Here is a 24,632-nt window from a genome sequence, read left to right as displayed (position 1 = left end):
ACCCGCAATGGCCGTTCCATGTCATCACAATTCACTCTAGGCCCGATGGCCGGCTGGCAGCGGTGGATAACGCTGCGCCAGAACACATCCCGCCAGCATCAGCGCACAACCGGTCAGCGCGAGAGGGGTAAGATATTCCCCGAAAAACATATATCCGGCAGCGGCGGCAAAGACGGCTTCCAGATTCATCAGCATGGCCGCCTGGGCCGGTGGTGCAACCGCCTGTCCTACCACCTGCAGGGTAAAGGCGATCCCCACGGCCAATATCCCGCTCAATAAAATCCATGTCCAGGCGGCAGCGGAGGTAACCGGGAGGGTTTCCCCTGCGAGAAAAGCGGCCAGACAGCTTAACAGGCCGCAAATCATAAACTGGATCATAGCGATCAGGATCTGGTCATACTGGGTGGTTAGATGGTCGATGGTCAGCACATGGGCGGCCCAGCACACGGCTCCGGCAAATACCAGCATATCGCCGTAGGCTGGCATCACCTGCCCCGCCCCGGAAAGAAGATAAAGCCCCACACAGGCCATCAACACCGCCCCCCAGATACCCGGGCGATATCTGTGGCCGAGAAACCAGCCCAGCACCGGCACCAGGATCATATACAATCCGGTAATAAATCCTGTATTGGTGACGGTGGTATGAACAATACCGAATTGTTGCAGGGCCGCGGCGGCGAACATAATGGTTCCGGCGAGCCCTGCGCCTCTCAGAAGGGGACGGGACAGGCGTGTGCCGTAGCGTTGTCTTTTGTGGCGCTGGAGGTAAATCAGCGGCAACAGGACACCGCCGCCGATCAGAAAGCGCAGCCCGTTGAACATAAAGGGGCCCATATGAGCCATGGCTTCCTTCTGGAACACAAACCCCACGCCCCAGATCAGAGCCGCCAAAGTCAACAGAAGATTAGGTCGTAAACTCATAAATATGCTCCATTCTGCGCGCGCGCTTTTGCTTCGCGAACAGGCGCCAGCAATAGCGGGGCTATTGGCAAGCCCTGTTCTTCGCACCGGTTTGACGTTATTTCCCTACAGAATTGCATCATATTTATGAGTTTACGACCTAGCCTGTGATCGGGTCATGTCATGCCTTTGGAGTGAACCGTGATGAGAGTGTCTCTAGAGTGAATTGTGAATAGGTTGGCTCAATTCATTCTAATATGGGGGCGAAGCGGTTGTATACACCGAAAAAGTGGTTTGAGGCTACCGCTTTTTCGGGGAGGGAGTGGAGACTTATTTGCTTTTTTTTAACTTCCTCGGAATAGCCTTGAACAGGAATTTCGAGGGCAGGGAAAATGAGCGAAGCCGTTTTGAACATATTAAACCGCCATATGGCACTGGATCGGGAAAACCTGTATCGGCATATGGTGTTGCTGACGGTGTTTCTTCTTCAGGCGGCAAGCATTTGGACCGTGATGTGGTGGCAGGGGCTGGCGGCACATTTTACCATCAGCCTGTATGTGGAGATTATTTATATCAGTCTGGCGGCGATTGTCTTTATCAAAACCACCACCTATTTGTTGCGGTATCTGTCCTATGACCGTTCGGAAAAAGGAGCCGGGCGCATCATTTCCGATTTCCGGGCCGGTTGGCTGAATGCGGATTATCTTCTGGCCTTTGCCGTGCCGTTCCTGTTTCTCCCCGGCTATATTTCCATTTTTTCCTCCCTGAAAAGTGTCATTCCGGCGCTCCAGCCTTTTTATCTGGATGAAGTTTTCATGAAACTGGACCGCCTGCTCCATTTTGGCGTTGATCCCTGGAAAATCACCCATGCCCTATTTGGCACCGCATTGATGAGCGGGGTAATCAATTTTTTCTATAATCTCTGGTTTTTCCTGATGTTCTCCTATGTGTTATGGCAGGTGGTGAATGTCTCTTTCGGGGCAAAACGGGCCCAGTTCTTACTGGCGTTTTTGTTGTGCTGGTTTGTGCTGGGCTCGGTGCTGGCGGTGATGTTGTCTTCGGCGGGGCCCTGTTATTATGGTGTATTTGTGGACGGGCCGGATGTGTTTGCGCCATTGATGGCCCGCCTGCAGGACTTTTATGACCAGCGCCAGGCTACCGGCGGCCTGTTTCAGCTTTATGCTCTGGACATCCAGAAAGACCTGCTGGCCTATTACCAGGATAATGCGACCGGCGCGGGCAGCGGCATTTCCGCCATGCCCAGCATGCATGTTTCCGTTGCCATGCTGCTTTACCTGTCCGGCCGCGAGGTCAGCCGCTATGTGGGATATTTTTTCTTCGCCTTCCTGATCATCATTCAGATCGGGTCGGTGCATCTGGGCTGGCATTATGCGGTGGACGGCTATGTGTCGATGTTGGGCACCTGGGGGTTGTGGCGGGTGTCCGGCTGGCTGGTCCAGTGCCGCGGACGGGGAACAGGCCATGTCGCAAGCTGAGTTGACAATGTCCGGCACAAAAGTCGGGGCAGACTCCGGGAAAAAATCCGGAAGAGAATCTGGATTTGCTCAGGCGGAACGGCTCACGGCAGTGCTGGCGAGCTATATGCCAATGACCGGCGTTTTCCTGGCCTATGTGCTGGGCGTCAATATCCTGTTGGCAGCCTATGGGGTGAACGATCTGGTCAGTTATGAAATTTACAAACTGCCCTTTTTGCTTTCGCTAGGATTTGTATTGTTCGTGAAATTGGCAAGTTATGTCCTTCGCCACGGCCGGTATGCGTTTTCCCGTAGGGCGCTGCGGGACCTTTATATATATGGGGTGCATCCGTCGGCGCTGGTGCGCATTTTCATTCCTTTTGTGATGATTTCCTTCTTTATGTCGGTGTTCAGCAGCGTCAAGACCCTGCTGCCGGCGATAAACCCTTTTTATCTTGACGAATTTTTCATGCAGGCGGATCGGTTTTTGCATTTCGGGGTTCATCCATGGCAGATCACGCATGCCTTGTTCGGGGATGTGACGTCGACCAGGGTTCTGGATTTCTTTTACCGGTTGTGGTTTCTGTTTCTGATGTTTCATACCCTGTGGATGATTGTTCATCACAGGCGTTTGGGGAAGATCCATCATCAGTATTTGCTGACCTATTTTCTGTCCTGGTCCGTTCTGGGATCGTTGATGGCCATTACACTGTCTGCGGCTGGACCCTGTTTTTACGGCAATATTGTGGACGGGCCGGATGTTTTTTCCCCGCTGATGGCCCGGCTTCAGGAAATCGCCGCCGCCATTGGCACGGCAGACGGAAAGATGGGTCTTTCGGCGCTTGAATACCAGAAACTGCTCTGGGACTATTATACGGACGGCGAATTGGGGCTGGGCAGCGGCATTACCGCCATGCCCAGCATGCATGTGGCCTTTGCCATGCTGCTGTTTCTTTCAAGTCGGGCTTTTAACCGGCCGCTGGGTTATGTGATGCTGGCCTATCTGATCATCATTCAGATCGGGTCGGTGCATCTGGGCTGGCATTATGCGGTGGACGGCTATGTGTCGATGTTGGGCACTTGGGGATTGTGGCGTTTCTCCGGCTGGCTTGTGGATCGTTATCAGGCTTACAGAACCCGGCGCGGAACCCCGCTGCCTCAGGATTCGCTCAGATAATCCAGACCGATATCCACGGCGGGGGCGGACTGGGTAATGCGCCCGACGGAAATATAATCCACGCCGGTCTCGGCGATGGCGCTGATGGTCTCAAGCGTCACCCCGCCGGAAGCCTCCAGTTCCACCTGTCCCTTGTAGCGTGAGACAGCCTCGCGTAACTGATCCAGCGTCATATTGTCCAGCAGCAGACGGTCAGCTCCGGCTTCCACGGCTTCGGCGGCCTGATCGAGGGTATCGCATTCCACGGTAATGCCAATCCGGCTGGCGCTGATGTCAAAGGCTTTGGCCGCGTCGATGGCCGCCTTGACGCTGCCCACCCGGGCGATGTGATTGTCCTTGATCAGCACGCCATCATCCAGCCGCATACGATGGTTCATGGCGCCGCCCAGACGGGTGGCGTATTTCGCCAGCTTACGGTATAGTGGCAGCGTTTTGCGGGTGTCCAGAAGCTTGCAGTCGGTATGGCTGATGGCTTTTACATACTGGCGGGTGAGGGTGGCGATGCCCGACAGATGTTGCAGAATATTCAGCGCTGTCCGTTCGGCGGTCAGAATCTTCTGAGCGTTGCCTTCCAGGCGCATCAGCGTGTTTCCAGAAGTCACTTCAAGGCCATCTCCGGCCAGCACCTCGATCTGTAATGAAGAGTCAACGGTCTTGAGGATTTCCACCGCCAGCGGCATGCCGGCCACCACCAGATTCTCGCGGCTGTTCATGGCCGCACTGAGGCGCAGATGCGTCGGAATAGTGGCCAAAGTGGTGATATCGCCACGGCCGATATCTTCATCCAGCGCATTTTTGACAAATTGGCGCAGTTCTTCCTTGAACAGGGGCAGGTCGCTCATCATATCCCCGTCAATAGGCCCGGCCGGTCATGGGAAAGTTCTGGGGCGGCCGCTGGTCTTTCGGTACCGGCGGGGACATTTCCAGCATCTTGTCCAGTGGGGCCAGGGCCTTGATGCGGGTTTCTTCATCCACCAGAATTTCCGGGGTCATGTCGCGCATGCAGATGTAAAGCTTTTCCAGCGTATTCAGCTCCATAAAGGGACAGTTATTGCAGTTGCAATCATCATCCATGCCCGGTGCGCCGATAAAGGTTTTGTGCGGCGCGGTTTTTTGCATCTGGTGGATAATATGCGGTTCCGTGGCGATGATGAATTTTTGCGCCTGGTTTTCCAGAACGAATTTCAGGATGGACGAGGTGGACCCGACATGATCCGCATGGCGCAGAATATGTTCCGGGCATTCCGGGTGTGCTGCCACTGGGGCGTCCGGATGTTCGGTTTTCAACCGGATCAGTTCCTGTTCGGAAAACCGTTCATGAACAATGCAGCTTCCCGGCCACAGCACCATGTCGCGGCCGGTCTTGCGGGACAGATAGGCACCCAGATGCCGGTCCGGCGCCAGGATGATGGGCTGATCCTCAGGAATCTGGTTAATGATGTATTCTGCATTGGACGAGGTGATGATAATGTCCGATAGCGCCTTTACGGCCGCAGAGCAGTTGATATAGGTGATGCATAGATGATCCGGGTATTTTTTGCGGAATTCCGCAAAATCCTCCGGCGGGCAGCTGTCTTCCAGGGAGCAGCCTGCTTCCATATCCGGCAGGATCACGGTTTTTTCGGGACTCAGGATTTTGGCCACTTCCGCCATAAAACGCACCCCGCAAAACACAATCACGTCCGCATCTGTTGCGGCGGCCTTGCGTGACAGGTCCAGGCTGTCGCCGACAAAATCCGCCAGATCCTGTATTCTGCCGTCCTGATAATAATGGGCCAGAATAACGGCATTTCTTTCCTTGCGAAGACGGTTGATTTCCGCAATCAGTTCGTCATCGCTCATACCGGTGGTCTTGGCGATGGGCGCCGTTAAAGGTATGGACATGCTCTTTACCCCGTTCCTTGACTGCATCTTCTTTAAAGATGGTGGTTTAGCGGCTGGAATCAAGCTTGGCAAGACTATAAATGCACCAGAAATGCAAGCGGCGGCCATCCGGAAAGCCACAATGAAAGTTACACTGAAAGGCTTTGGGGCTCATTCATGGAACTCTTCCCGCTCGGGAATGCGGGTAAAAGCAATCTTGGTGCCGGTAAAGCGGGCCAAGGGCTGCGGTAAGGAGCCGAGGACCACAGTGTCCAGTCCATATTTGGCATTGACCTTGTCCATGGCCTGGGACAGCCGGATGTGGCGTTGCTGTTTGGTATGCAGCGGATCGTGAAGCCGGTCAAACAGGTCGGGCATGATCTCCTGTTCCGGGGTCAGCCCGAACAGGCTCACAGCCACATGTTTGAGGCGTTTTGGACGGTCCTGTCGTATCATTTCGGCCCACAGTTTATTCAGTGCCTTAAGAAAGGTGAAATTATCCTGAGCCGCAGGAAATTTCAGATCGCTGCGCCAGCGGCCAGCACCTTCATAGCGGGCATACAGGCTCAGCGCACCGGCATAATACCCTTCGCGGCGTAACCGGCTGGCCGCTTTGGTGGTCAGCCGCCGGGCCACGAGCCGGGCCCGTTCCGGCGGCCGCATGGCGGGTTCCAGAACATGGCTGTGACCGACACTGCGGCGGGTGGTTTCCATCTCCTCGCCCAGATCCACCCCATGCAGCGCGTACCAGAACCGCTCGCCTTCCACACTGCCCCAGATTTTGCGGGCTTGTTTGGGGGCAATGTCCCAAAGCCCCTGAAGGTTTGTGATACCCGCCCGGTGCAGCCGTCGTTCCATGTTGCGACCGATGCCGGGCAAGTCGCGTAAAGACAAATGCAGGATTTTTTCCGGCAGGTCCCGTTTAGTAAGCAACGTTAGCCCGTCCGGTTTTTGCAGGTTGCTGGCGATCTTGGCCAAAAGCCGGTTGGGGCCAATGCCGATGGAGCTTTTCAGACTTTCGCCTACATTATCGTGAATGCCCCGTTTGATGTTCCGGGCCAGGGTCAGCGCCGCCTCCGGGGCCTGCACCGTGGGGGGAAGCCGGCAGGCTACCTCATCAATGGAGCAGACCCTGGTGATGGGTAAATGACGGTTGATTTCATCAAGAATGCGGTGGTGATAGTCCACATAACGGTCGTGGCGGGCGGGCACAATCTGAAGCGAAGGGCAGATTTTCCGGGCCTCATAAATCATGGTACCGGTTCGGATCCCCAACGCCTTGGCCTCGTAACTGGCGGCAATGGCGCAGGTCGTGTCCGTGTCGCGGATGGGCACCACGGCCACTGGCCGGCCTCGCAGGCGGGGCTGAAGATGCTGTTCCACGCTGGCGAAATAACTGTTGAGATCCAGATACAGCCAGCGCGGATGATCAGGGATGTTTCGCAGCAGGGGCAGATCAGAAAGCGTCGCACGCATGAACAGCCTTTCTTGAACAGAATATTTCCGATTCCCGATAAGCTAAATGATAAATCCATATGTAGAACAAATCAAGAACATTTGGGATGTCAACTAGGTTGGCTCAATTCACTCTAGGGCAGGCGGTAGACCGCTTGTTCATCGGTGTGGCCCGAGGTCACCAGACGACCGTCTTCCACCATGTGAATGAGATGTGCAAGCACGGAACGTGCCGCTGCCGGATGCAGATAACTCGGCACGTCGGCATAGATGATGTCCACCATTTCCGGGATGGTGGCAGCGCCGGTTCGGATGACCTGCAAGATCTGTTCTTCCCGATGTTGGCGGTGGGCGATCAGTCCCCGCACATAGTGTTGCGGGTTGGGAATCGGGTTGCCGTGGGTCGGGTAATAGATTTCATCATCCCGCGCCAACAGGCGTTCCAGACTTTGCAAATAGGCGCCCATATGGCCGTCCGGCGGGGAGATCACGGTGGTGGACCAGCCCATGACATGGTCGCCGGAAAACAGGGCCTTTTCTTCCCTGAGCGCAAAACACAGATGGTTGGACAGGTGCCCCGGCGTATGCAGTACTTCAAGGGTCCAGCCGTTGCCCTTGATCACGTCCCCGTCCCGTAGCAGATGATCCGGGTGGAAGGATGTATCAAGACCTTCTTCCGTATGGTTGTCGCTGTAGGTTTGTTGTGACGGGTCGAAGGCATAAATTCCGCCGCCAACCACTTTTTGGAACGGCCGGGCGGCCGGGGAATGGTCCATATGATTGTGCGTGATCAGAATGTGACTGACAACCTCGCCTTCCAGTGCCTGTTCAAGGGCATGAAGATGGCTCGGCATGGCCGGCCCCGGATCAATAACCGCAACCGTTCCCTGTCCCACGATATAGGTGCCGGTACCCATAAAGGTAAAAGGCGAGGGGTTATGCGCCACGATTCGCCGCACCAGCGGGCTGAGACGAGTCACCACGCCGTATTCCGGAGAAAAATTTTTATCAAAATTCAGCATCTAAAGAAATCTTTTTTCAGTGTTGCGGCAATGGTTATCCATCTGTCATCGAATTTTCAGGAAAGACGTTCAAACCATTGCGTTGTTCTCGTTTGACTTATTACACTTTGCCTTTGCAGGCAGGTTAAGACGTAAAGTAAAGGAGGGCCATCATGGCATTCAACAATAATAACAAAGGCTTCGCCACGCGGGCAATACATTTGGAAAATGCGGACCGAGATCCGTATGGCTCCCTGACCCAGCCCATTTACATGACTTCCACATTTGAATTCGATACGGCGGAACAGGGCGGGGCCCGGTTTGCCGGCGAGGAAGAAGGATATATTTACACCCGTCTTGGCAATCCCACGCTCACCCATCTGGAACAAAAACTCGCCGGTCTCGAAGGTGCGGATGCCTGTCTGATGACGGCCTCCGGCATGGGCGCCATTACTTCGGTGTTCTGGACCCTGATGGCGCCGGGGGAAGAACTGATTGTGGATAAGACGCTCTATGGCTGCACCTTTGCTTACTTCCGGCATGGCCTGTCCAAATTCGGGGTCAATGTGCGGCATGTGGACATGACCGACCCTGAAAACCTGGCGCGGGAAATCGGCAAGAATACAAAAGTGGTCTATTTTGAAACGCCGGCCAATCCCAATATGCGCCTGATTGACATTGCCCGGATCAGCGAGATTGCCCATGCGCACGGGGCCAGGGTTGTTGTGGACAATACCTATTGCACGCCTTATCTGCAAACACCGCTGTCCTTGGGCGCGGATGTTGTCGTGCATTCCGCAACCAAATATCTGGGCGGCCACGGGGATCTCATGGCCGGCGCGATTATGGGAGATCGGGAAACCCTGGATGAAATCCGTCTTGTGGGCCTGAAAGACATGACCGGGGCGGTGCTCTCTCCCATGAATGCCTTTTTGATTACCCGGGGCCTGAAGACCCTGGAGCTGCGCATGGAACGTCATTCGGAAACGGCGGAAAAAATCGCCGTGCTGCTCGCGGAGCATCCCAAGGTGGAAACGGTTTATTATCCGGGACTCAAGTCCTTTGCAGGATATGATATCGCTTGCAAACAGATGCGCCGGCCCGGGGGCATGATCGCCTGTGAACTGAAAGGCGGTATGGAGGCGGGGCTCGCCTTCCTCAATAATCTGGCCCTGTGCCGGATTGCCGTTAGCTTGGGGGATGCGGAAACCCTGGTGCAGCATCCGGCCAGCATGACCCATTCGCCCTATAGCCCCGAGGAACGGGCGCTATACGGCATTACTGACGGCCTGGTGCGTTTGTCCGCCGGGCTGGAAACGGCGGAGGATATTCTGGAGGATATTTCCCGCGCCCTGGATCGAGTATAAGAGAGCAAACGGAAAAAGACCGGTATTATTATATCTTTTGGGGTTATACCTTTTGGGCTACTGACAAAATTATTGTGTCTGTGCCACAATTCCTCTATGGCTTTTGATTCCACGATTTATGGTGGGATTTATGGCGGGTGAAAGAATGCCGGAGAGGGAGATGGCGAGGCAGGCGGACCAGAACAGCGGCCCAAATAACAGCCAGCAGCAGGCCGGGCATGAAACACGTATCGGCGCGACCCTGCCGGCGCAGCAGGTCACCCCCTGTCTGCTCAGGGAATATCCGACCCGGCATGCTCTGAATAACGAATTGCACAGTCGGCCTTTCATTAATGTGGACAGTCCGACCCGGTGTTCCCATATTGCCGTACTCAGCGGTGAAAACGGCGCGCGGGCAGACCGGGATCATCTGGCGACATTGTGCCGGCATTATAATCTGCCGGCGCCTCAATCAGGCAGCAGCCACCATATCTTTGATTTTGGAACATTTCGGCTGAAATGGGAACGGCATACGGAATTTTGTAGTTACACCTTTTTGCGTCACGGGGCGGCCCAGGGAGCGGGGGTGGAGTCGTTTCGGGACACGGCGCTCAGGGTGGTCCCCGAAGAATGGTTGCGGCAGATCCCCGGGGAAATGCTGGTGGGGGTGCATCTGTTTCTGGACCGGCCGCCGGAAGACGCCTATCAATCCGCCGGAGATCTGGAGCATATTTTCGGTGGCAATATGGTAGCGGGGGTCCGGGTTGCCGATGCCAGCGCCCTTGCCTGGACGGATTTTCAGATTCACAGTGATGGCTTTTCCCGCATTCTGGTCAATAATCTCAACATGTCCGCCAGCCGCGCCGGGCGACTGGTACAGAGGCTGCTGGAGCTTGAAACCTATCGTATGATGGCTTTGCTGGCGGTGCCGCAAACCCGGTGGATCGCCAAAAGCACCCGGCAGATTGAACAGCAGCTTGCGGAAAGCGTCGAACATATGACCCTGGCGCCGGAAGGGGGGAATGAGGCGGAAAAGGAACAAGAGCTGCTGGCCAAACTGACCCGGCTGGCGGCCACGGTCGAACATATGTCGGCGGAAAGCAGCTTTCGCTTCAATGCGTCCAAGGCGTATTATGCGCTGGTGAAAAAACGCCTGGAAAATATCAAGGAAGAGCCGCTGGAAGGGTTTCAGCGCATTTCCAGTTTTCTGGAACGCCGGCTGGAACCGGCCATGCGTACCTGTCTGGCGATGGAAGACCGGATTGCCATTCTCTCCCGCCGGGTAAACCGGGCCAGCACGCTGCTGCAAACCCGGATCAACACCACGCTACAGGCGCAGAACAAGCAATTGCTGGAAAGCATGAATCGTCGTGCGCGCGTACAGCTTCGTTTGCAACAGACCGTGGAAGGTCTGTCTGTTGTGGCCATCAGCTATTATGCGCTTGGCATCATCAATTACCTGGCCAAGGGGGGACAGGAATTCTGGCCGTTGCTCAACCCCTATGTGGCGACGGCGGGGGCGGCGCCTTTCGTGATTGGCGGGGTCTATTGGGGGCTCAGGCGTTTGCATCGTCTGATCCGGCGTGGGGATGAGTGAGAGGCGGCCTGTTATGAGCACCGGTTCTGAAGCACAACAACATGCGTTAAATCCGTATACCCCGCCCCGGAAGCCCTATCTGGATGTTCTGTATCAGGATGATGATCTTCTGGTGCTGAATAAGCCAAGCGGACTGTTGAGTGTGCCGGGGCGCGGGGCCCACCTCCAGGATTGTCTGGAACGTCGGGCACAGGAAAAATTCCCCACGGCCACCACAGTGCACCGGCTGGATATGGAAACCTCGGGGGTCCTGGTGATGGCGCTGAACCGGGCGGCGCACCGGCATCTGGGGTTGCAGTTTGAACGTCGCCATACGGAAAAGGTCTACCTCGCCCGGGTGGCGGGTCTGGTATCTGAAGACGAGGGTGCGATTGACCTGCCGCTCATATGCGACTGGCCCAACCGGCCCCGGCAAATGGTGGATCATGAACGGGGTAGGAAGGCGCTCACCCATTGGCGGGTGCTGGCCCGGGAAACAACGGCGACCCGTCTGGAGCTCAGGCCTGTAACCGGTCGCTCGCATCAGCTTCGTGTGCATTGCATGAGTCTGGGCCATCCGATCCTTGGCGACCCCTTTTACGCCCCTCCAGAGGTGGTTCGTATGGCGGATCGTCTGCAATTGCATGCCGAGAGCCTGACCCTGTATCATCCCACGGGGGGAGACAGAATCACCTTTACATCGCCTGCGCCATTTTGAATAAAGACCGGATGAGTGTGAATCTGGGTATGTCTTCTGGAAAAATCTTTCTCGCCCCCATGGAGGGCGTGGTGGATCATATCATGCGCGATCTGCTGACGGCCGTGGGCGATTATGATTTGTGTGTGACTGAATTTATCCGGGTCACCAATCAGCTGTATAAACCGGCGCTGTTTCACCGGTTCTGTCCAGAATTGAAACAGGGCGGACGGACCCCTGCCGGAACGCCGGTACGGGTTCAGCTTCTGGGGCAGGATCCGGACTGGATGGCGGAAAATGCGGTGCGAGCAGTGGAACTGGGTTCGCCCGGCGTGGATCTCAATTTCGGCTGTCCGGCCAAAACGGTGAACAGGAATAAGGGCGGGGCGGTGTTGCTGAAGGAGCCTGAAACACTGTATCGGATTATCTCGACTGTGCGCCGGGCCGTACCTGCCGATCAACCGGTCAGTGTGAAAATGCGCTTAGGTTATGACGACAAGTCTCTGGTACTGGACAATGCCCGGGCGGTGGAGGCGGCGGGGGCGGACCTGTTGACCATTCATGCGCGAACCAGGACGGAAGGATACCGTCCCCCGGCCCACTGGCATGTCATTGCCCGGGTACGCGAGGTGGTGCGTCTGCCGCTGGTGGCCAATGGCGAGATCTGGTCGGCCGATGACGCCCAGAGTTGCCGGCGGGAGAGCGGCTGTGACGATATTATGATCGGGCGCGGGGCATTGTCTCTGCCCAATCTGTCCCGTTGTATCCGCGCGGGCGCCCCACCGCTTGACTGGGACGGGGTGAAACGGCTCTTGATTCGTTACGCGGGAGAAAAGCGCCCTGAACATGGCGCTGGCTTTCTGCCGGCCCGCATCAAACAGTGGTTCACCTATCTCAGGCGCCAATATCCCGAGGCGGAACAGATGTTCGTCCGGCTCAAGAGATTGCAGAATCTGGAGGACATTGTGGCGTTGTTGCGCGACGGCGAGACCGTCTAGCACCTGCGCGCCCTAATATGCCCGGTCGATACAGAAGTCCACAATATCAATCAGCGCCTGGCGATAGGCGTTGTCTGGGAAGATGACCAGCGCATCCCGCGCCTTGGCGCCGTAATGGCGGGCCCGCTCAATGGTGTCCTTGAGCGCATTGTGTTTGTGGATAAGTTCGAGGGCCTGTTCTAGATCGCCGTCTTTCTGGTCAAGATCTTCCATGGTCCGACGCCAGAATTGGCGTTCTTCTTCGGAGCCGCGACGGAAGGCCAGCACGATGGGCAGGGTGATCTTGCCCTCGCGGAAATCATCCCCGATACTTTTGCCCAGCTTTTCCTGCTGGGCAGAGTAATCCAACACATCGTCGATCAACTGGAACACAATGCCCAGGTTGCGGCCATAACTTTGAAGCGCGTCCTGTTCCGCCGCCGGGCGTTCGGCGATGACCGCGCCAATCTCACAGGCCGCGGCAAACAGTGCGGCGGTCTTGGCAGCAATCACTTCCATATAGCTGTCTTCGGTGGTTTCGGTGTCATTGGCGGTGACCAGCTGAAGCACTTCGCCTTCGGCGATCACGCTGGAGGCATTGGAGAGGATACGCAGCACTTCCAGCGAGCCATCGGCCACCATCAACTCAAAGGACCGGCTGAACAGGAAATCACCCACCAGCACGCTGGCTTTGTTGCCCCAGACCGCGTTGGCGGTATCCTGACCGCGTCTGAGATCACTTTCATCCACCACATCATCATGCAGCAGAGTCGCGGAATGGATAAATTCCACACAGGCCGACAGTTCCACATGGCGCTCGCCCTCGTAACCGCACAGGCGCGAGGAGGCCAGCGTGAGCATAGGCCGAAGCCGTTTGCCACCGGAGGAAATCAGATGGCCGGCCAGTTGCGGGATCAGCGCCACGGGGCTTTGCATCTTATGGAGGATGGTCTGGTTGACCTTTTCCATATCCTCGCGCACCAGCGCCTGCAACCGCGCGAGTGCAGTTTCGCCCTTGTTGGCGTCTTTGCCAGCGGCGGCCGATTTTTCTTCTTCCAATTGTACGACTACACCCACGTTCTGTCTCTGCTACTCGTTTAAGCGTTGTTTTTAAGCCCTAATGCTTGTTATCCTTTAAGCGCGTTATATTTTATGTCCTGTCCGGCGCAGTGGGCCATAAAAATGCCTGAAATATATCAGGACAGAGAAATATGTCTCGGGCAAAATAGTCATGGCAGCACCATCAGGTCAAGCATACATGAACATACAGGTGGCTTTTAGAGGATCAAATTACCGTGAAATTTCTTTTCTCAACAAATGATATGGTGCTGATGTCGAGGATTTCTGCCCTTTTTGAAGGGGCAAACATCCCCTATACCGTTCTGGATGCCAATGCCAGTCTGTTTGGCGGCGGAATTGGGGCCATTCCCCGAAACATGATGGTGGAGACGGAATTTCTGTCCGAGGCCCGCCGCTTGATTCGGGAGGCTGGGCTGGAAACCGAAGTGGATTTTGCGGAAGATATCGACTGATTGCGTCCCGATCTCCTGAGTTATCCTGTGCCTGAATGATCCGATAAATGTTTGGCGAGTGATTGGGTTTCATGAGTGATTTATCCGGTATTGACTATACCACCGATGATTTTCTCGGCGGGATTATCAAACTTCATCAACCGCGACAGGGATACCGAGTTGCGAATGACACCGTGTTCCTGGCGGCGAGCCTCACCCCGAAAAAGGGGGAGCGGATTCTGGATATGGGGGCTGGAACCGGCGGTATTTTGACCTGTCTTGCGGGGCGGCTCGGAGAGCGGGTCAACACATTGACGCTGCATGGAATAGAGTTGCAGCCCCATCATGTGGCCTTTGCCCGGGCCAATGCCGAACTTAACGGTTTTGCCGATCAAATCACCTATTTTGAAGGGGACATTGCGACGCCGCCGGAATTGTGTGTGCCGGGCAGCTATCACCATGTGGTGACCAACCCGCCCTATCTGGAGAACGGCATGGCGACACCATCTCCCTATGACAGCAAGGCGCTGGCGCATATGGACAGTCACATTCCGCTGGAAGACTGGATCGGGCTGTGTCTGCGTATGCTGCGCCCGCGGGGGTATCTCAGTCTGGTGCAGCGGGCTGACCGCCTGGATGATATTCTCGCGGTCCTGCATGGTCGGTGCGGCAGCATCACGGTTTTTCCCATCTGGACGGTGCCGGGTCGGGATGCGCGGCGGGTTCTGGTGCGGGCCCGCAAGGACGGTCGGGGAGCCACGGCCTTGAAAGCTGGCATTGTCGTGCATAAATCTGATGGGACCTATACCGCCGCGGCGGAGGCTGTTCTACGTCATGGCGAGGGCCTTGATATTACAGGATAAATTGATAAACAGACATCTAATCAGGGGAACTGATATGCTCAAAAAAATTCGCGCTATGCTGGCCAGACTTCCGTTGCCGTATCTGAAGGATCCGGCGCCCGTGGTGGCGGTGCTGCCGCTGGAAGGGCCAATTGGCGTCTCCGGCCGCTTTAGCAGCAGCCTCAATCTGGCGAAAGTGGAAAAGGATATTGAGGCCGCTTTTGACGTTTATAATGTGAAAGCGGTGGCGCTGGCCATTAATTCGCCGGGCGGCTCCCCGGTACAAAGCGACCTGATCATGCGCCGCATCCGCGCCCTGTCCGAAGAAAAGAACATACCGGTTTTCGCTTTTGCCGAGGATGTGGCGGCTTCCGGCGGGTATCTCTTGTCCCTGGCGGGAGATGAAATTTACGCGCACCGGGCCAGCATCGTCGGTAGCATCGGGGTGATTTCTGCCGGTTTCGGTTTTGACAAGGCCATTGAAAAGCTTGGGGTGGACCGGCGGGTCTATACGGCCGGCGAACATAAATCCATCCTTGATCCGTTTCAGCCGGAACAGGAAAAAGACGTGAAAATTATCAAGGGCCTGCAAAACCGGATCCATGATTTCTTTAAGGAAATCGTCAAGGAGCGTCGAGAAGGCAAACTCAAGGGCACCCAGAAGGTCATGTTTTCCGGCCTGTTCTGGACCGGGGAAGAGGCTGTCAAGCTGGGTCTTGTAGATGGACTTGGCGATCTCAGAACCGTCATGCGGGAGAAATACGGCAAACGGACCCGTTTTAAACGCATTCAGGGGGAAAAAGGATTTTTGAAAGGGCTTTTGGGGATTGTCCGGCGCTATGTGCCCCAGGCCAGCCTGCCCCAGTCCCGCAAATTGCCCCAGGAGATCCTGGCTGCGCTGGAAGAACGGGCGGAATGGAGCCGTTACGGGTTGTAAGATTCATGGATCGCCACATCCGTGTGACGGGCTCGCGATGCTGCAGGCTATCGGGAATGACCCAAAAGGAGGACTAGAGTGAATTGTGAAGAGGTTGGCCCAATTCTGTTGGCGGATTGTGGCCCGCCTCACGCGGAAGACGGCGCCGGGCGATGCGGGGCATCGGGCCAAGCGTCTGACCCAGGAGTCTGACAAGGTGAGCGGCCCCAAGCCGCCACCCCGAAGGGCCGGGCCGGTCTGGCCCAGTTCCTGCGGGATTTGGCTGGGCCGTACCGCCAGTATGGTCTGCGCCAAACCCCTGGCTCCTGAACCAGACCTGACCGGCAGAATGGGTCAACCTCTTCACAATTCACTCTATCGGCCCAGCCTCTAACCGTTAAAAGCCGATTCATTTCTTGACGAGTGTGGGACGGGTGGGTAGTTTCCGCGGTAATTTGCGATTGCATGATAAAAACATCATCCGAAAGGATCCCAGAAGGAAACCACAAGCCGATGAATGCCGCGTCGTCAAAGGAAACGGCTTTTCAGTATCTGATACTGAAGCTGCAAAAATACTGGGCAGATCAAGGGTGTGTGATTCTGCAACCTTACGATCTTGAGATGGGGGCCGGCACCTTTCAGGCAGCCACGACGCTGCGCTCTCTGGGCTCCAGACCCTGGAACGCCGCTTACGTGCAGCCCTGCCGCAGGCCGACGGACGGCCGCTACGGCGAAAACCCCAACCGCTTGCAGCATTATTATCAGTTTCAAGTGGTGCTCAAACCTTCGCCGGACAATATTCAGGACCTGTATCTCGACAGTCTCAAAGCCCTGGGCATTGATGCCATGGAGCATGACATCCGCTTTGTGGAGGATGATTGGGAAAGCCCAACGCTCGGCGCCTGGGGATTGGGCTGGGAAGTCTGGTGCGATGGTATGGAAGTCAGCCAGTTTACCTATTTTCAGCAGGTTGGTGGCTTTGACTGTCGCCCGGTCATGGGGGAGCTGACCTATGGTCTGGAACGGCTCGCCATGTATATCCAGGGCGTGGACAATGTGTATGACCTGGACTGGAACGGGCTGCCGGACTCAGAGGGGGGTGTCAAATATGGCGACGTGTTTTTGCAGAATGAGCGGGAATTTTCCGCCTATAACTTCGAGATTGCCAATACCGACATGCTGTTTCAGCATTTCCGGGATGCGGAAGCGGAATGTGAGCATATCTTGGAACGGGGGCGTGAAGACGGTAAATTCTATCCCTTGCCCGCCTATGACCAATGCATCAAGGCCAGCCATATCTTCAACCTGCTGGATGCGCGCGGCGTGATCAGCGTGACCGAACGTCAGGCTTATATTGCCCGGGTGCGCACGCTCGCCAAAAAATGCTGTGAAGCTTATCTCAACGCCATCGGCGAAGGGGTGGAAAACGGGGGAGGCCACGCGCATGGCTGAATTCCTGCTCGAACTGTTCTCCGAAGAAATTCCGGCCCGGATGCAGAAAAAGGCCGCTGCCGATCTGAAACGGCTGGTGACCGACAAACTTGCCGAACACAGCCTGGCCTTTGAAGAGGCCACCGCCTATGTTACCGCGCGGCGTTTGGTGCTGCATATCAAATGGCTGGCGCAGGTGCAGCCGGACGTGCGGGAAGAACGCCGCGGCCCACGGGCCGATGCCCCGGATAAGGCGATTGAAGGATTTCTCAAATCCACCGGGCTTGGCCGAGATCAACTGGAGATGCGGGAGGAGAAAAAAGGCACCTTCCTTTATGCGGTGATCGAACGTAAGGGGCGTCCCGCCGCCGAAGTGCTGGCCGAGATCCTGCCCGAGGTCATCCGCAATTTCCCCTGGCCGAAATCACAACGTTGGGGATGCCGCAGCTTGCGCTGGGTCCGGCCGTTGCACAGCATTCTGTGCCTGCATGGTGGCGAGGTGGTACCCTTTGACCTGGATGAGGGCCTGATGTCGGGCAACCGAACGCGCGGCCATCGTTTCCTTGCCCCTGACAGTTTCACTGTGGCGGATTTCGCCGATTATCGCGACAAGCTGGAAAAGGCCTGCGTTATTCTGGCTGCCGCGGACCGGCAGGAAAAAATTCTGAATGATGCCCGCTCTCTCGCCCAGGATGCCGGGCTTGAATTGCTTGAGGATCCGGGGCTGCTGGAAGAACTGGCGGGACTTGCCGAATATCCGGTGACCTTGATGGGCGAATTTGACAAAGCATTCCTCGACGTGCCGCCGGAAGCCTTGACCAGCGCCATGAGAAGCCATCAGAAATATTTCTCGCTTCTGGATAAAGACGGCCGGCTCGCCAACAGGTTCATCTTCGTCTCAAATATGAAAACCAATGACCACGGCGGCAAGATCGTGGACGGTAATGAGCGCGTCCTGCGCGCCCGTTTGGCGGATACCAAGTTTTTCTGGGACCAGGACCGGAAGGTGCGGCTTGAAGACCGCCTGCCGGCATTAAATGATATTGTGTTCCATGAAAAACTCGGCACGGTGGGCGACCGGGTCAGGCGGCTGGTGGAATTGTCCGGCTTTATTGCCGGAAAAATCGGTGCCGATGTGGAAAAAAGCAAACGCGCCGCGCGGCTTAGTAAGGCCGACCTGGTCTCGGGCATGGTTGGTGAATTTCCCGAACTTCAGGGGATGATGGGCAAATATTACGCCGAAGCCCAAGGCGAGGACGCTGCTGTCGCCCATGCCATCGCTGAACATTACGCTCCCAAGGGGCCGAATGATCAATGCCCGTCCGATCCGGTGAGCGTGGCCGTGGCGCTGGCGGAAAAAATCGACACGCTGGTCGGCTTTTTCGGCATTAATGAAAAACCCACGGGATCCAAAGACCCCTTTGCCCTGCGCCGCGCCGCCCTGGGCGTGATCCGGCTGATTGTGGAAAACGACTTGCGGCTTCATCTTGTTGACCTGTTTGAACAGGCGAAATCCTGTCATGCTGTACACTTACAGGATATCTCCGATCTCCTCGATTTCTTCGCTGACCGGCTGAAAGTACATCTGAAGGGCGAAGGCGTGCGCCATGACCTGATCACGGCGGTGTTTGCGCTGGGCGGGGAAGATGATCTGGTGCGGCTCTTGGCCCGGGTGGAGGCGTTGAAAAACTTCCTTGATACCGAAGACGGGGCGAACCTGCTGGCCGGGTACAAACGGGCCGTGAATATTGTACGTATTGAAGAGAAAAGGGATCAAACCTCTTATGATGGGCCGGTGGACGAGGCACTGTTGTCCGCGGCGGAGGAAAAACAGCTTTTCGGCAGTCTCGGCCAGGTGGCCGTCGCCGTGAAGGACGCCGTTGGGCGGGAACTGTTCGAAGAGGCTATGGCGCAGCTTGCCACCCTGCGTGCGCCCATTGACAACTTCTTTGATCAGGTGACCGTCAACAGCGAGGATCAGAGGGAGCGGCAAAACCGCCTGAAACTTTTGTCGCACATCCGCAGCACCATGAACCTGGTGGCGGATTTTTCAAAAATTGAAGGATGAGGTCGCGTTCTGTAAATTAATATTCAGATAAAAATAATAACGGGCCGGAAAGTAATAACAGGATTTAGGATAAAATGACAAAATGGGTTTATACATTCGGTGACGGCAAGGCGGAAGGCGAAGCTTCCATGAGAAACCTGCTGGGCGGGAAAGGCGCCAACCTTGCGGAAATGTCAAATCTGGGATTGCCTGTGCCACCGGGCTTTACCATCACTACCGAAGTCTGTACCGCCTTTTACGAAAATGATCGCACTTACCCTGAAGACCTCGCCGCGCAGGTAGATGCGGCCATGGCCCAGGTGGAAGCCACGGTCGGGGCCAAATTCGGCGATGCGGAAAACCCGCTGCTGGTTTCTGTTCGCTCCGGGGCCCGGGTCAGCATGCCCGGCATGATGGATACGGTCCTTAATCTCGGCCTCAATGACGAGACGGTCAAGGGACTTGCCAAACAGTCCGGCGATGAACGTTTCGCCTATGACAGTTATCGCCGTTTTATCCAGATGTATTCCGACGTGGTGCTGGGCGTTGAACATTATGTGTTCGAGGAACTTCTGGAAATTCACAAGGAAGAAAACGGCTACATCCTGGATACGGAACTCAGCGCCGAAGACTGGAAGGCGTTGAGCGAGGCGTTCAAGGCCAAGGCCGAAGAGGAATTGGGACATCCTTTCCCGCAGGATGTGAAGGAACAGCTCTGGGGCGCCATTAATGCGGTATTCGGCTCCTGGCAGATTGAGCGGGCGAAGACCTATCGCCGGCTGCACGGCATCCCGGAAGACTGGGGAACGGCGGTGAATGTACAGAGCATGGTGTTCGGCAATATGGGCGAGACGTCCGCCACCGGCGTGGCCTTTACCCGCGATCCGTCCACCGGCGAGAATGCCTTTTACGGTGAATATCTGATCAATGCGCAGGGCGAAGATGTGGTAGCCGGCATTCGCACGCCACAGAACCTGACCAAGGCCTCCCGCGAGGCGTCCGGCTCTGACAAGCCCTCCATGGAAGAAAGCATGCCGGAAGTGTATCGGGAACTCACCGATATTTTCCACAAGCTGGAGGCCCATTACCGGGATATGCAGGATATTGAATTCACTGTGCAAAAAGGCAAATTGTGGATTCTCCAGACCCGCTCCGGCAAACGCACCGCCAAGGCGGCGTTGAAAATCGCTGTGGACATGGCCCGCGATGGCGTGATCAGTGAAGAAGAAGCCGTTTTGCGCGTGGACCCGGCGGCACTTGATCAATTGCTGCATCCGACCCTGGACCCCAACGCAACACGGGATGTCCTGACCACCGGCCTTCCGGCGTCCCCCGGTGCGGCCAGCGGGATTGTGGTTTTTACCGCTGATGAAGCCGAAGAACTGGCCAAGCAGGGCAAAGATGTGATTCTGGTGCGCGTGGAAACCAGCCCGGAAGACATTCACGGCATGCATGCGGCTAAGGGAATTCTGACCTCTCGTGGCGGCATGACGTCACATGCGGCCGTGGTCGCCCGTGGCATGGGGCGTCCCTGTGTCTCCGGCGCCGGTCACCTGTATATTGATCAGGCCGCGGGCATCATCAAGGTGAACGGCCGCGAGGTGAAACGGCACGACACACTCACCATCGACGGCAGTACCGGCGAAGTGATGTTTGGCGAGGTGGCCACCGTTCAACCGGAACTAAGCGGCGATTTTGCGGCGCTGATGGAATGGGCGGACCGGGTGCGCAAGCTCAAGGTGCGCACCAATGCGGAAACGCCGCTGGATGCTCGTACGGCGCGGGAATTCGGGGCCGAGGGCATCGGCCTGTGCCGTACGGAACATATGTTCTTTGACGCAGACCGGATCATCTCCGTGCGTCAGATGATTCTGGCCGAGGATGAAGCCGGACGTCGCGCCGCGCTGGATAAACTGCTGCCGGTGCAACGTCAGGATTTTGTGGAACTGTTTACCATCATGCGGGGGCTGCCGGTGACGGTACGTCTTCTGGACCCGCCGCTGCACGAGTTCCTGCCGCAGCATGAGGAAGATTTCGCCGATGTAGCGAAAGTTGCCGGCGTCTCCGTGGAACATCTGAAATGGCGGGCCGGGGAACTGCATGAATTCAATCCCATGCTGGGGCATCGGGGCTGCCGTCTGGGGATTTCCTATCCGGAAATCTACGAGATGCAGGCCCGCGCCATTATCGAGGCTGCCTTGCAGGTGGCCAGAGACAGCGGCGAGCCGGTGGTGCCGGAAATCATGATTCCGCTGGTCGGGACCCGCAAGGAACTGGAAATCCTGAAAGCTCAGGTCTGTGCGGTGGCCGACAAAGTGATCGCCGAGGCCGGGACAAAACTGGACTATATGGTCGGGACCATGATCGAATTGCCGCGGGCGGCGTTGCAGGCAGCGGAAATCGCCCATGAAGCGGAATTTTTCAGTTTCGGCACCAATGATCTGACCCAGACCACCTATGGCATCAGCCGTGACGATAGCGCGCGCTTCCTGGATGATTATATCCGCAACGGTATTTTTGAACAGGACCCCTTTGTCACCATCGACCAGGATGGGGTGGGTGAGCTGGTGAAAATCGCCGCAGAGCGGGGCCGCAGTACCCGGCCGGATATCAAGCTTGGCATTTGTGGTGAACATGGCGGCGATCCGGCGTCGGTGGAATTTTGTCACCGGGTGGGACTGGATTATGTGTCCTGTTCCCCGTACCGGGTGCCGATTGCGCGTCTTGCGGCGGCCCAGGCTGCCCTTAAGGAAGAAGCCTGAGACGACAACAGGGAGCAATGCAATGGGCATGAAGAAGGACGTCACGGTCTCCTGGGCCGGTAAAATGACATTTATCGGCGAAGCCGCCTCCGGCAATACCGTCACCATGGATGCGGGCAAGGACAATGGCGGTCTTGGCCTTGGCCACAGCCCTATGGACCTCTTGCTGATGGGGGCCGGGGGCTGCGCCTGTATTGATGTGGTCATGATCCTTAAAAAAGCGCGCCAGACGCTGGTGGACTGTGTTTGCCAGGTTTCCGGCGTCCGGGCCGAGGAAATGCCCCAGGTCTATACGGACATTCATATGCATTTCATTGTCACCGGCACGGATCTCAGGGAAGAGGCCGTCAAAAGGGCGGTGGAACTGTCCATGACCAAATACTGTTCCGCCTCCGCCACGCTGGCCAAGGGCGCGAAACTTACCTATGATTGGGATATAAAACAAGCCTGATCACCATATCGGGGGTTTCATGAACCGCACGCAAGTTCCCCAGACCATCAAGGACCTCAAGGCCGGCGGTAAGGCCGTCATGGCCCGGGCGCTGGCCGCTATTGAGCAGGCCCCCGACAGCGATGAGGTGATCCGCCTTCTGGATGAAGCCTGGAAAAGTCCGCATGGTCATGTACTGGGGCTGACCGGACCACCAGGGGTAGGAAAATCCACCCTGATCGGCAGCCTGATTGCCGGTTGGCGGAAAATGGGCCGGACGGTGGGGGTGATTGCCGTCGATCCCAGTTCCCGCAGAACGGGCGGGGCGCTGCTGGGAGATCGAACCCGGCTGGCCACAGATCCGGAAGATGAGGGCATTTATGTCCGATCCATGGCGGCGCGCGATCGTCTGGGCGGGCTCGCGGGCCTTACCGCGCCGGCCATGATCCTGATGCGGGCGGTCTATGATATTGTGTTGGTGGAAACGGTGGGCGTCGGACAGTCGGAAACCGATGTGGCCGGGGTGGCCGACACGGTGATCTTCTGTATTCAGCCGGGCTCCGGCGACAGCCTGCAATTCATGAAAGCCGGCATCATGGAAGTGCCGCACATTATGGTGGTGACCAAGGCCGATATGGGCGCCAGGGCTGAGCGGGCCCGTGCCGATGTGGCCGGGGCCTTGGGACTTTCGGAACATCTCCCGGCCGGAGAGGGAAGCGAAGACGTGGCGGACTGGGCCATTCCGGTGCTCAAGCTTAGCGCGGCGCAGGGGGAGGGGCTTGAAGAGCTCTTGCAGGCAGTGGATGATCATGAAAACTGGCTGAAGCGCAGCGGAATGCTGGAAAAATTCCGTCAGGCGCAGGGGCAGGCGTGGCTTAGGGAAAGTGTACGCGAAAAATATGGCACGCAGGGCCTGAAAAAAGTGGCGGACCAGCTTGATCTGCCGCCCGGTGCCTCCCCTTTTTCCCGCTTGTGGGAACTGGAACATTCTGGGGTTCTGGCCGGGGGACTGGAGAAATAACCGCTTCAGCTTGCAATGGATAGAATAATGACCAGAATGGCGGCGGCAATAATCAGCAGCCACAAGGTGTTTTTTTCATTTCCGCCAGGCTTTTTTTTTCTGTTCCGGTGAAATTTGCTCATCTCATCCCCATAATCATACAGTTGCGCCGTAACGGGCTACTGGGGTCTCAGGGTAGCACGTCTCTTTTATTGACTTCAAATATATTTATCATGGCGATCTCCCCGTTGCAATTCATGCTCACAGGCCATGACCCCCTGGATCGCCACATTCTCTTTTTCCTGAATTCCCTTTCCCCTGAATTTATCGAGCGGTCCAGCCGCCTTCGACCGGCAGACTGGCGCCATTGATGCTGTTCGCAGCCGGACCGCACAGGAAAACGGCCAGTTGCCCCAGTTCTTCAATCTCCACAAAACGTTTATTGGGCTGGGCGGCGAGAATCACGTCACGAATGACCTGTTCCTCGCTCATCTTGTGCACTTTGGCCTGGTCCTTGATCTGTCCCTCCACCAGCGGCGTGCGCACATATCCCGGACAGATGGCGTTGCAGGTGATCGGCGTTTCGGCAATCTCTAGGGCTACTGTCTTGGTCAGCCCCAGCACCCCGTGCTTGGCGGCCACATAGGCGCTTTTATAGGGCGAGGCCACAAGACCATGGGCGCTGGCCAGATTGATGATGCGGCCCCAGTTGCGCGCCTTCATGCCGGGCAGGGCGGCCTTGATGGTATGAAAGTTGGACACCAGATTGATCGCGATGATGGCTTGCCATTTGTCTTCCGGGAACTCGTCAATAGCCGAAACATATTGGATGCCGGCATTGTTGATCAGAATATCCACACTGCCCAGTTCGGCCTCTGCGGTGGCGACCATGTCCCGGATTTCTTCCCCGTTCAGCATGTTGGCCCCGTGAAACAGGGCGCGCCCCCCGAAATCCGCTTCAATCGCCGCCCGGGTGGCCTCGATCTCGTCCGCCTCGCCCAGCCCATTGATCATCACATTGGCCCCTGCGCTGGCCAACGCCCGGGCCATGCCCAGGCCAATCCCGCTGGTGGAGCCGGTGACCAGGGCATTCTTTCCTTTCAGGATATCTGTTTGCAGAATGTTGCTCATTTTAAACTCCCGTTAACCTTGCCGTCTCATAATTATGATAAGAGATGTTATCTATGGAACACAGCCCTGACTGTGTCATAAAAAATATTGCAGCG

Annotated in this window: 22 protein-coding genes; 15 read left to right on the top strand and 7 right to left on the bottom strand. The window is 56.5% G+C overall.

From position 1 onward, the window contains the following. Positions 1 to 36 precede the first annotated feature (36 nt). On the bottom strand, positions 37 to 921 hold the full coding sequence (locus FE788_RS10875) for a DMT family transporter (RefSeq protein ID WP_138380663.1): 885 nt from the start codon (positions 919 to 921) through the stop codon (positions 37 to 39). A gap of 371 nt (positions 922 to 1,292) precedes the next feature. Between FE788_RS10875 and FE788_RS10870 the strand changes: the two genes are divergently transcribed. Next, complete coding sequence (locus tag FE788_RS10870; protein ID WP_138380662.1) at positions 1,293 to 2,396, top strand: phosphatase PAP2 family protein; 1,104 nt, start codon at positions 1,293 to 1,295, stop codon at positions 2,394 to 2,396. Next, the gene (locus FE788_RS10865; RefSeq protein ID WP_168190379.1) at positions 2,383 to 3,552 is read left to right on the top strand and encodes a phosphatase PAP2 family protein; all 1,170 of its coding nucleotides are present in this window, start codon (positions 2,383 to 2,385) and stop codon (positions 3,550 to 3,552) included. The genes FE788_RS10870 and FE788_RS10865 overlap by 14 nt, the downstream gene beginning before the upstream one ends. Here FE788_RS10865 and nadC read toward each other — a convergent pair. From nadC to FE788_RS10845, 4 genes are all read right to left on the bottom strand, one after another. Beyond that, positions 3,534 to 4,394 (bottom strand): carboxylating nicotinate-nucleotide diphosphorylase, encoded by an 861-nt coding sequence (nadC, locus tag FE788_RS10860; RefSeq protein WP_138380660.1) that lies wholly within the window; start codon positions 4,392 to 4,394, stop codon positions 3,534 to 3,536. The two genes, FE788_RS10865 and nadC, sit on opposite strands and share 19 nt — an antisense overlap. A gap of 10 nt (positions 4,395 to 4,404) precedes the next feature. After that, positions 4,405 to 5,436, bottom strand: coding sequence for a quinolinate synthase NadA (nadA, locus tag FE788_RS10855; protein WP_138380659.1), 1,032 nt, complete (start codon positions 5,434 to 5,436; stop codon positions 4,405 to 4,407). A gap of 150 nt (positions 5,437 to 5,586) precedes the next feature. Beyond that, positions 5,587 to 6,891 carry a Y-family DNA polymerase gene (locus FE788_RS10850; protein ID WP_138380658.1) on the bottom strand — a complete coding sequence of 435 codons (1,305 nt, stop codon included), beginning with the start codon at positions 6,889 to 6,891 and terminating at the stop codon, positions 5,587 to 5,589. Between the two features lie 113 nt (positions 6,892 to 7,004). Next, entirely contained in the window at positions 7,005 to 7,892 is an 888-nt protein-coding gene (locus FE788_RS10845) for an MBL fold metallo-hydrolase (RefSeq protein ID WP_138380657.1), read from the bottom strand. Between the two features lie 152 nt (positions 7,893 to 8,044). Between FE788_RS10845 and megL the strand changes: the two genes are divergently transcribed. From megL to FE788_RS10825, 4 genes are all read left to right on the top strand, one after another. Next, positions 8,045 to 9,238, top strand: a complete 1,194-nt coding sequence (gene megL / locus FE788_RS10840) for a methionine gamma-lyase (RefSeq protein ID WP_138380656.1) — start codon at positions 8,045 to 8,047, stop codon at positions 9,236 to 9,238. Positions 9,239 to 9,398: 160 nt separating this feature from the next. After that, positions 9,399 to 10,814 carry a DUF3422 family protein gene (locus FE788_RS10835; RefSeq protein WP_168190378.1) on the top strand — a complete coding sequence of 472 codons (1,416 nt, stop codon included), beginning with the start codon at positions 9,399 to 9,401 and terminating at the stop codon, positions 10,812 to 10,814. 13 nt (positions 10,815 to 10,827) lie between these two features. After that, positions 10,828 to 11,511, top strand: a complete 684-nt coding sequence (locus FE788_RS10830) for an RluA family pseudouridine synthase (protein WP_138380654.1) — start codon at positions 10,828 to 10,830, stop codon at positions 11,509 to 11,511. An 11-nt stretch (positions 11,512 to 11,522) separates the two neighbouring features. Next, positions 11,523 to 12,488 carry a tRNA-dihydrouridine synthase gene (locus FE788_RS10825; protein ID WP_210413909.1) on the top strand — a complete coding sequence of 322 codons (966 nt, stop codon included), beginning with the start codon at positions 11,523 to 11,525 and terminating at the stop codon, positions 12,486 to 12,488. Between the two features lie 12 nt (positions 12,489 to 12,500). On the opposite strand, the gene FE788_RS10820 is transcribed toward FE788_RS10825, so the two are convergent. Then, positions 12,501 to 13,544, bottom strand: a complete 1,044-nt coding sequence (locus tag FE788_RS10820) for a polyprenyl synthetase family protein (protein ID WP_210413907.1) — start codon at positions 13,542 to 13,544, stop codon at positions 12,501 to 12,503. Positions 13,545 to 13,762: 218 nt separating this feature from the next. Between FE788_RS10820 and FE788_RS10815 the strand changes: the two genes are divergently transcribed. The 9 genes from FE788_RS10815 to meaB all read left to right on the top strand — a co-directional run bounded on the left by FE788_RS10815 (position 13,763) and on the right by meaB (position 23,427). Next, entirely contained in the window at positions 13,763 to 13,999 is a 237-nt protein-coding gene (locus tag FE788_RS10815) for a putative signal transducing protein (RefSeq protein WP_138380653.1), read from the top strand. 71 nt (positions 14,000 to 14,070) lie between these two features. Then, positions 14,071 to 14,841: a tRNA1(Val) (adenine(37)-N6)-methyltransferase gene (locus FE788_RS10810; RefSeq protein ID WP_138380652.1), complete on the top strand. Its 771-nt coding sequence runs from the start codon at positions 14,071 to 14,073 to the stop codon at positions 14,839 to 14,841. A gap of 34 nt (positions 14,842 to 14,875) precedes the next feature. Continuing rightward, complete coding sequence (locus tag FE788_RS10805) at positions 14,876 to 15,757, top strand: S49 family peptidase (RefSeq protein WP_138380651.1); 882 nt, start codon at positions 14,876 to 14,878, stop codon at positions 15,755 to 15,757. An 85-nt stretch (positions 15,758 to 15,842) separates the two neighbouring features. Then, positions 15,843 to 16,130 carry a hypothetical protein gene (locus FE788_RS14230; protein WP_138380650.1) on the top strand — a complete coding sequence of 96 codons (288 nt, stop codon included), beginning with the start codon at positions 15,843 to 15,845 and terminating at the stop codon, positions 16,128 to 16,130. Between the two features lie 119 nt (positions 16,131 to 16,249). Further along, positions 16,250 to 17,188 carry a glycine--tRNA ligase subunit alpha gene (locus FE788_RS10795; RefSeq protein WP_138380649.1) on the top strand — a complete coding sequence of 313 codons (939 nt, stop codon included), beginning with the start codon at positions 16,250 to 16,252 and terminating at the stop codon, positions 17,186 to 17,188. After that, complete coding sequence (gene glyS / locus FE788_RS10790) at positions 17,181 to 19,235, top strand: glycine--tRNA ligase subunit beta (RefSeq protein ID WP_138380648.1); 2,055 nt, start codon at positions 17,181 to 17,183, stop codon at positions 19,233 to 19,235. Before FE788_RS10795 ends, glyS begins: the two co-directional genes overlap by 8 nt. 74 nt (positions 19,236 to 19,309) lie before the next feature. Beyond that, positions 19,310 to 21,976, top strand: coding sequence for a pyruvate, phosphate dikinase (gene ppdK, locus FE788_RS10785; protein ID WP_138380647.1), 2,667 nt, complete (start codon positions 19,310 to 19,312; stop codon positions 21,974 to 21,976). 22 nt (positions 21,977 to 21,998) lie between these two features. Next, on the top strand, positions 21,999 to 22,427 hold the full coding sequence (locus FE788_RS10780) for an OsmC family protein (RefSeq protein ID WP_138380646.1): 429 nt from the start codon (positions 21,999 to 22,001) through the stop codon (positions 22,425 to 22,427). Positions 22,428 to 22,446: 19 nt separating this feature from the next. Continuing rightward, the gene (gene meaB, locus FE788_RS10775; protein ID WP_138380645.1) at positions 22,447 to 23,427 is read left to right on the top strand and encodes a methylmalonyl Co-A mutase-associated GTPase MeaB; all 981 of its coding nucleotides are present in this window, start codon (positions 22,447 to 22,449) and stop codon (positions 23,425 to 23,427) included. 303 nt (positions 23,428 to 23,730) lie between these two features. Here the strand turns inward: meaB and FE788_RS10770 are convergent, their stop codons facing one another. Next, positions 23,731 to 24,537 (bottom strand): 3-hydroxybutyrate dehydrogenase, encoded by an 807-nt coding sequence (locus FE788_RS10770; protein ID WP_138380644.1) that lies wholly within the window; start codon positions 24,535 to 24,537, stop codon positions 23,731 to 23,733. Positions 24,538 to 24,632: the final 95 nt, after the last annotated feature.

Source organism: Luteithermobacter gelatinilyticus (assembly GCF_005849285.1).
GTDB lineage: Bacteria > Pseudomonadota > Alphaproteobacteria > Sphingomonadales > Emcibacteraceae > Luteithermobacter > Luteithermobacter gelatinilyticus.
This window is presented reverse-complemented; position numbering and strand designations above follow the sequence as displayed.

Coding starts and splice junctions, on each gene's coding strand:
- FE788_RS10850 (WP_138380658.1), bottom strand. CDS start 6,891: ATGCGTGCGACGCTTTCTGATCTGCCCCTGCTGCGAAACATCCCTGAT.
- megL (WP_138380656.1), top strand. CDS start 8,045: ATGGCATTCAACAATAATAACAAAGGCTTCGCCACGCGGGCAATACAT.
- FE788_RS10870 (WP_138380662.1), top strand. CDS start 1,293: ATGAGCGAAGCCGTTTTGAACATATTAAACCGCCATATGGCACTGGAT.
- nadA (WP_138380659.1), bottom strand. CDS start 5,436: ATGTCCATACCTTTAACGGCGCCCATCGCCAAGACCACCGGTATGAGC.
- FE788_RS10795 (WP_138380649.1), top strand. CDS start 16,250: ATGAATGCCGCGTCGTCAAAGGAAACGGCTTTTCAGTATCTGATACTG.
- FE788_RS10830 (WP_138380654.1), top strand. CDS start 10,828: ATGAGCACCGGTTCTGAAGCACAACAACATGCGTTAAATCCGTATACC.
- FE788_RS10810 (WP_138380652.1), top strand. CDS start 14,071: ATGAGTGATTTATCCGGTATTGACTATACCACCGATGATTTTCTCGGC.
- FE788_RS10865 (WP_168190379.1), top strand. CDS start 2,383: ATGTCGCAAGCTGAGTTGACAATGTCCGGCACAAAAGTCGGGGCAGAC.
- nadC (WP_138380660.1), bottom strand. CDS start 4,394: ATGAGCGACCTGCCCCTGTTCAAGGAAGAACTGCGCCAATTTGTCAAA.
- FE788_RS10780 (WP_138380646.1), top strand. CDS start 21,999: ATGGGCATGAAGAAGGACGTCACGGTCTCCTGGGCCGGTAAAATGACA.
- FE788_RS10875 (WP_138380663.1), bottom strand. CDS start 921: ATGAGTTTACGACCTAATCTTCTGTTGACTTTGGCGGCTCTGATCTGG.
- meaB (WP_138380645.1), top strand. CDS start 22,447: ATGAACCGCACGCAAGTTCCCCAGACCATCAAGGACCTCAAGGCCGGC.
- ppdK (WP_138380647.1), top strand. CDS start 19,310: ATGACAAAATGGGTTTATACATTCGGTGACGGCAAGGCGGAAGGCGAA.
- FE788_RS10805 (WP_138380651.1), top strand. CDS start 14,876: ATGCTCAAAAAAATTCGCGCTATGCTGGCCAGACTTCCGTTGCCGTAT.
- FE788_RS10770 (WP_138380644.1), bottom strand. CDS start 24,537: ATGAGCAACATTCTGCAAACAGATATCCTGAAAGGAAAGAATGCCCTG.
- FE788_RS10825 (WP_210413909.1), top strand. CDS start 11,523: ATGAGTGTGAATCTGGGTATGTCTTCTGGAAAAATCTTTCTCGCCCCC.
- FE788_RS10845 (WP_138380657.1), bottom strand. CDS start 7,892: ATGCTGAATTTTGATAAAAATTTTTCTCCGGAATACGGCGTGGTGACT.
- glyS (WP_138380648.1), top strand. CDS start 17,181: ATGGCTGAATTCCTGCTCGAACTGTTCTCCGAAGAAATTCCGGCCCGG.
- FE788_RS10835 (WP_168190378.1), top strand. CDS start 9,399: ATGGCGAGGCAGGCGGACCAGAACAGCGGCCCAAATAACAGCCAGCAG.